The organism is Neobacillus muris, from assembly GCF_943193175.1.
Lineage (GTDB): Bacteria > Bacillota > Bacilli > Bacillales > Cytobacillaceae > Neobacillus > Neobacillus muris.
In genome coordinates this window covers 22,664-28,877 of sequence record NZ_CALPDF010000055.1, presented here as the reverse complement: position 1 = coordinate 28,877, position 6,214 = coordinate 22,664, and the positions used below count along the sequence as shown (strand labels likewise).

The following is a 6,214-nucleotide window of genomic DNA, read 5'->3' as shown; positions in this document are numbered from 1 at the left end:
TTCTATGAGGAAATAAAAAAGAAGTAGTTGTTATCGTAAGATACGTTAATAACTACTTCTAATACTAGTACAATTAAAGCCGGTTATACCGATCAAGTTTTTGGTTTAAGTCATTTGTTAGGATTTCGTTTTGCACCACGGCTTCGCGATTTAACTGATGCCAAACTATACACAATTCAAAAGCCAAGTGAATTTCCTGACCTAGAAAATTTACTTCGTGGACGAATTAACACAAAGATTATTCAGGAAAACTTTGATGACGTGCTGCGTTTAGCCCATTCAATTCGAGAAGGTAAAGTTTCCGGTTCGCTTATTATGGGAAAATTAGGGTCGTATGCAAGGCAAAACAAGTTAGCTACGGCTTTGCGAGAAATGGGAAGAATCGAAAAAACTATTTTTATTTTGGATTACATATCTAATGAAGCACTACGTAGACGTATTCAACGAGGATTAAATAAAGGAGAAGCTATGAATGGGTTGGCAAGAGCATTATTCTTTGGAAAACGAGGTGAGTTAAGAGAACGAGGTTTGCAGGATCAGCTTCAACGTGCCAGTGCTTTAAATATTATCATTAACGCTATTAGTGTATGGAATACCGTATATCTTACTGAAGCAACAAAATCGTTGAAGGAAAAAGGGAATTTGAGAGAAGACTTACTAAAACATATTTCTCCATTAGGATGGGAACATATTAATTTTCTTGGGGAATACACCTTTGATATGAAGAAAATAGCAAGCTTACATTCGTTGCGCCCTCTTGTCCAATAAAATAATAGCCGATGATTCCTTAGCGTAGGAAATATCGGCTTCCTTCATGTTGAAATTTGCTTAGCGTATGTTTTTCGCTTTTTGCTGGTATGACCCCAGTTAGTAAAGTCGCTAGGTGCCGATGAAATCATCAATTACAAGACAGAAAAATTTGAAGAGATCCTGAAAAACGTTGATGCCGTATTTGATACCCTTGGGGGCGAGACACTTGAAAAATCATTCGAGGTGCTCAAAAGAGGTGGAAAAATAGTTTCCGTTTCAGGATTACCGAATGCCCGTTTTGGCAAAGAATATGGCTCCGGATTTTTTAAAACGCTGCTGTTTTCAGCCGTAAGCCATAAACTGACTGCCCTTGAAAAAAAGCATCAGGTTCCATATACGTTTTTGTTTATGAAGCCAAGTGGAGAGCAGCTGCGTATCATCGCCAGCTTCATTGAGACTGGTAAAATCAAACCGATCATTGATCAGGTTTTTCCCTTTGAAGAGGCTCAAAAAGCGATGGAATATGCAGAGACTGGCAGAGCGAAAGGGAAAATAATTGTAAAAATCAAATAGGGATGGACCGAAGTAAAAGATGTGTGAATAATGCTCTTAAAAAAATCATTCAACAGGCCAAATCCTATGCGATTTGGCCTGTTGAATGAATTATTTTAAGAATGAAGCAAGCTGCTCATGATCCTTCAAAAAGGCGAATAACGGAATCCAAATTTAACGCGTGGATCTGTTTTTCATCTTTTTCAATGATATGCACCATGTACCCCAATAGGAAGTGCCAATAGACATCTGCGAATTCTTCTGCATTTCCGTCCTTGAATTCTTTGAGCTGTTGGCCTTTTTGAAAAAGAGGGACAAAAAATGTTTTTCCAAAATCATTATTAATGGGATTTTGAGCATCATGTGAGTCGAGCTCCCCTTTAATAAAGACTGTGATAAATACTCGAAGCGGCGCAAGGTAGCCGGTCTCGCTAGGATCAGACAACAGCCGGATCCCAAATTCCTTAATGGCCGCTTTGGGGGATGCAAATCCTCTCAATTCTTCCAGGCAATGGTTCATGGCATCTGAATAAGAAAATAAAATATCCGCCTTCGTGTCAAAATACCGATAGATGAGCCCCTTACTGATGCCAGCAGCCTGAGCAATATCCGCTATTGTCGTATTGGTGTAGCCTTGTTGATCAAATAAAGCCAAGGCCACATCGAGGATTTGTTTTTTCCGATTCTCCTGGATTTTTAAGCTTTGTTCTGGTGTTATTCCCATAATCCGAACCCCTTACTTTACTTCCGTCATTCTATATTACCATAAAAGTAAAGGAAGCGAAGCAGAAGCACCGGATCGATGAATTCCCCACATCACCTGTACATCATTAAACTTAAATTAAAAAATGACAAAGGAAGAGCTAATTAAACGTTCTGTTAAAAACTATGTAAGGACCGAAATAGTTGGGTTCATCACAACAGGCAGCTAAAAATATTGTCGGTCAAACAAACGTTTAGTAAAATAGGTGGATATGCCCGCCAAAAAAGGAATTTCACGGAAAACAGCCAAAAAGTTTGTCAGTTAAATAAATGTTTAGTTAATTTGAACACTCCCCCCATTTCTTATACAGCTTGTGAAAGGCCTCAAGGTCAGAGGCACTTTTACCTATGCATTGCCGCTAATTTTGAAGCAAAAGGCTGCCCATCCCATAGATGCTGCAGGCTGCTTTCCTTCTCATGATTTCCTGCTTACTTAGGAGCGTAAAGAAATTTTCTGTAGGTAATGGCCCTAGATTGTGCTTCTCCACTAATTTGTCCAAATAGATTTTCCTTGAAGATGGATTTTTGATTGGTTGTTGTTGGTCTCGGAATATTCATATAAAACCCCGGCAAGCGGGATTCGGTTGACACGGTGTTGTGCACGAAAGCCATCAACTTCTACAAAACAACAGATATTTTCCATATCACCCAAATGCCGCCGTACCCTTGGTATTGTTGGTAAGTTATGAAACTAGGTTTGAAAGGGATTTAAGCAAAACTTCGACAAAATTCGGGTGGTGACAGGCACCGCAATCTAGTAAAATAAAATTTATCCCTTTCTCCATTTGTAAATAAAGGGGCAGCCAGAAGAAGGGGCACTAGTGATTTAGGATCGGTATGTAAAAAGGGATACCAATTGGTAAAACAAAGAAAACTATTCTTAAAATAATAATTGTTCACCAGAACTATTTGGAAAAATGGAACAAAATGCCCACAAATGTTTGACCCAAACAGAGAACTCTCAGCATTAAAAAACTCTATTTTTCAAAAAGGCTGGTTACGTATCTTTTTATTGGTGAGTAGTTAAAATGCATAATGGAGCATTATAAAAACATTATATTATGATTATTTTTTAGGGGTGTAAGTGTAAATGTATGATTATTTAGTGGTTGGATCCGGATTATTTGGAAGTGTATTTGCTTACGAGGCCGCTAAGCGAGGAAAGCGCGTTAAAGTGATTGACAAAAGGCCTCATATCGGAGGGAATATTTACACAGAGGAAATAGAAGGAATAAATGTTCACAAATACGGTGCACATATCTTTCACACAAACGATAAAAGAATCTGGGAATACATAAACGGGTTTGTGGAGTTTAATCGCTATACAAATAGCCCCGTCGCAAATTATAAAGGAGAAATTTATAATTTGCCCTTCAATATGAATACATTCAACAAATTATGGGGTGTCATCACACCTGCAGACGCAAAGAAAAAAATCGAAGAACAGAAGGCCTCTTACCATATAGAAAAGCCTCAAAATCTGGAGGAACAGGCCATTTCCTTAATTGGGCCTGACGTTTATGAAAAATTAGTAAAAGGATATACAGAGAAGCAATGGGGCCGCAAAGCGACGGAATTGCCTTCTTTCATCATCAGGCGACTTCCCGTTCGGTATACTTATGATAACAACTATTTTAATGATAAGTATCAAGGGATTCCGATCGGCGGATATACGAAAATTATTGAAAAAATGTTAGAAAGCGAATTAATTGATGTAGAATTAAATACAGACTTTTTTATGAATAAGGATCAATACCTTGCAGAGTTCCCGAAAATCGTCTACACAGGCATGATTGACCAGTTCTTTGATTATCAGTATGGAGTTTTAGAGTATCGCAGCCTAAAATTTGAAACAGAAGTGATTGAAGAAGAAAATTATCAAGGAAATGCTGTGGTTAACTACACCGACGCCGAAACACCCTATACACGTATTATCGAACATAAGCATTTTGAATTTGGGACTCAATCCAAAACGGTTATTACAAAAGAGTATCCAAAACAGTGGAAAAAAGGTGATGAGCCTTATTATCCAATGAATGATGACAAAAACAATGAACTCTATAAGCAATATAAAGAACTAGCAAGCAGCTATCAAAACATTATTTTCGGCGGGCGTCTCGGCATGTACAAGTATTTTGATATGCATCAAGTCATTGCCGCTGCCTTAACTGCAGTTGAAAAAGAGTTTGCTTAAACAATGACCAATCATCACCTTTATGGAGAACGACGAAGGCATGAGCAAAGAGGCCGGAAGAAAGAGATGGAAAAGTACCTAAATGGAAACTAACTCCCGTCGTATGCTCTTATTTACCAACCATCCTTCGACAAAGTCTGCTGCCGCAGGATGGTGACTGTCCATGTTATATTTTGTGAGAGCCACCCTTAAGCTGGCGACAGCAGGTTGGTTCTCTTGTTTTCCAAGTACGCTTTTCCGAAAGATAGCTGCTGAGGTTTCACATACTATTTCTTTCGGAATTTCTCGTAGTATTTCAAGAACAGTTTCCATGATGATCACTTCTTCCCGAAACAGAAGGAGGCGCTTACCTCCAACCACTCCAACAATGTTCAGCTGCACCTGAATTCTAGCATTTTGTATCTATCTAAAAACCTATCAACCCTCGACAAAAATCGGGTGGTGACAGGAAATCCCCCTTTAACATGTTCTTTCACAAGGTCCATTGTGCTGCTCGTCCAATAGTATATGTTCATTTATTATCTCTTCTGCCAATCAACCATATGAAGGTGCCGATCATTAGGACGAGGAGCGGTATTCCCTGGATAAAAAGAAATCCTGCCCAAAAATACATTATAGTGCTGGTAGGAGAGTCTGTTGCCATCACCCCTATAAATAAAGACAATGGAGTTACAATTACATTCACTCCTAAACAACACATAACAAATGATAGTTTCATGCTTTTAATCTTCGGTAATCCGGCCATCCAAAATAAAACGATGGCAATAGCAATAATAACTATAGGAACTCCATAAAACAAAACATCCAAAACCTCTGCCTCCCAAACTTAACATCCTTTACTTCGCCCGATTCCTATTTTATACCCTAAGAGGTTTAAATAGTTTAAATCTTTTCTGGATTTTTTCTGAATTCAGGACCTGCATTCATCTAACACAGACATTTGAATAGGCAGTGGAACCTCCCCCCTGCTCAAAGAGGATATTGATCTAAAAACCGATCAACCATCACAAAATTCGGATGGTGACAGGCACCGAAGGACATTTATCTTTTATCTAGAATAATAAGATAAATACCTTGTAAGTAAGAAAGCGGTGAGAGGAATCGGGCAGAAAACGAATTTTTTCTTAGATAATAAAACGGAAAAGAGCATCATCAACAAACTGCGGGACGCGGGATGTGTCTTCGCTGAAGAAGAAACGCAGTTACTTGCCTCTGAGACTGGAAGCATCGAGGAACTAATGAATAGGGTAGAAAAACGAGTAAGTGGTCTGCCGCTTGAATACGTGCTTGGGTTTACCAAGTTTTGCGGTCTGCGAATAGAAGTCGAACAGGGAGTCTTTATCCCCCGCCGACGGACAGAGTTTCTGGTTCAGCAAGCCAAAGCCTTAACACGCCCAAATGATGTGGTTTTGGATTTATGCTGCGGGTCTGGTGCCGTGGGTGCCGCCCTAGCAGCCGGACTTACAAAGATATTCTTGCACGCCTCCGATATTGACCCTGCTGCTGTACGATGTGCTTCCCGCAATCTAACGAAGCTTGGCGGTCATGTATATCAAGGTGACTTATATGAGGCATTGCCCGATTCACTGCGAGGCCGGGTGAACATCATAGTGGCTAACGCACCCTATGTTCCTACTGACGCCGTACAACTCCTTCCCCGAGAAGCACGATTATATGAACCGAAAGCAGCACTTGACGGAGGAAAGGATGGTCTGGACCTTCATCGATCGGCAGCAAAAGCGGGTCTCGACTGGCTGGTTCCCGGGGGGCATCTATTGATCGAGACAAGCGAAATGCAGGGGGCAAAAACCCTTGAAATCTTTGTAAAGGCTGGATGGATAACCAAAATCGTTAGAGATGAAGAATGGGATGCAACCGTTGTGATTGGAACAAAATCTGTGGAGCCATTGGAGCCATGGGGACGGTTCTTGCGGCAATGAACCGGGAGAACCGTCC

The 6,214-nt window shown here is 40.1% G+C and carries 5 protein-coding genes and 2 pseudogenes; 4 read left to right on the top strand and 3 right to left on the bottom strand.

Annotated elements, in window-relative coordinates:
• Positions 1-69: 69 nt before the first annotated feature.
• A pseudogene (locus NFS43_RS22370) lies at positions 70-768 on the top strand (Tn3 family transposase); the annotation flags it as partial.
• A 99-nt stretch (positions 769-867) separates the two neighbouring features.
• Positions 868-1,323: pseudogene (locus NFS43_RS22365) on the top strand (zinc-binding dehydrogenase); the annotation flags it as partial.
• A 115-nt stretch (positions 1,324-1,438) separates the two neighbouring features.
• Here the strand turns inward: NFS43_RS22365 and NFS43_RS22360 are convergent.
• Positions 1,439-2,026, bottom strand: a complete 588-nt coding sequence (locus tag NFS43_RS22360) for a TetR/AcrR family transcriptional regulator (RefSeq protein WP_251555125.1) — start codon at positions 2,024-2,026, stop codon at positions 1,439-1,441.
• 1,128 nt (positions 2,027-3,154) lie between these two features.
• On the opposite strand from NFS43_RS22360, the gene glf reads away from it, so the two are divergent.
• The gene (glf, locus tag NFS43_RS22355; protein ID WP_251555123.1) at positions 3,155-4,258 is read left to right on the top strand and encodes a UDP-galactopyranose mutase; all 1,104 of its coding nucleotides are present in this window, start codon (positions 3,155-3,157) and stop codon (positions 4,256-4,258) included.
• Positions 4,259-4,336: 78 nt separating this feature from the next.
• Here the strand turns inward: glf and NFS43_RS22350 are convergent, their stop codons facing one another.
• Entirely contained in the window at positions 4,337-4,570 is a 234-nt protein-coding gene (locus NFS43_RS22350; RefSeq protein WP_251555121.1) for a hypothetical protein, read from the bottom strand.
• 199 nt (positions 4,571-4,769) lie between these two features.
• The gene (locus tag NFS43_RS22345) at positions 4,770-5,066 is read right to left on the bottom strand and encodes a hypothetical protein (protein ID WP_251555120.1); all 297 of its coding nucleotides are present in this window, start codon (positions 5,064-5,066) and stop codon (positions 4,770-4,772) included.
• 283 nt (positions 5,067-5,349) lie between these two features.
• On the opposite strand from NFS43_RS22345, the gene NFS43_RS22340 reads away from it, so the two are divergent.
• Positions 5,350-6,198 (top strand): putative protein N(5)-glutamine methyltransferase, encoded by an 849-nt coding sequence (locus NFS43_RS22340; RefSeq protein WP_251555118.1) that lies wholly within the window; start codon positions 5,350-5,352, stop codon positions 6,196-6,198.
• Positions 6,199-6,214 lie beyond the last annotated feature (16 nt).